A 495-nucleotide genomic window follows, 5' to 3' on the forward strand; every position below is an offset into this window, starting at 1 on the left:
AAAAAAATTGGCCGATTCATGTTTGCCATTGGCATTAAGTTCAAAAATTATTTGTTCAAGTGCATTTTTTAAGTTATTTAAATTCATTGCCAGGGAACTCCTAAAGTTTTAACCACCCATGCTCTTGGAAGATTGGACACCACAGCCTGGTATCCCATCCCAGGATAACCTGCCCCTTGAGCTGCAGCAGGACCTTCACTCACCCAAGTTCCCTTAGGAACTTTGAACTCTGATACATTAGTAATATTTACACCCCAATCATGGCGAATAGCTAGTTTTTCTCGCAAAACCTCCTCGGAATTATATTTTTCATTTGTAAGCCAAGAAATTTTTCTTCCTGTTCGATTATTTACACCATGATATTTATAAAAAGTCTCATCTGTTTTCAGCTGCCTATTTTTATAAACGCTTTTATCAAATGTTTCAGCAATTCCCCCAGGAAGTTGCGGCCCTGGTTTTTTTCCTGTACTGCATCTCGATAACCCCCACGGATCC

The 495-nt window shown here is 39.2% G+C and carries 1 pseudogene; it reads right to left on the minus strand.

What is annotated here, in order from left to right:
* Positions 1–83 precede the first annotated feature (83 nt).
* A pseudogene (locus tag L977_RS24680) lies at positions 84–495 on the minus strand (hypothetical protein); the annotation flags it as partial.

This window comes from Enterobacter sp. ZOR0014 (assembly GCF_000798855.1).
Taxonomy (GTDB): domain Bacteria; phylum Pseudomonadota; class Gammaproteobacteria; order Enterobacterales; family Enterobacteriaceae; genus Enterobacter; species Enterobacter kobei.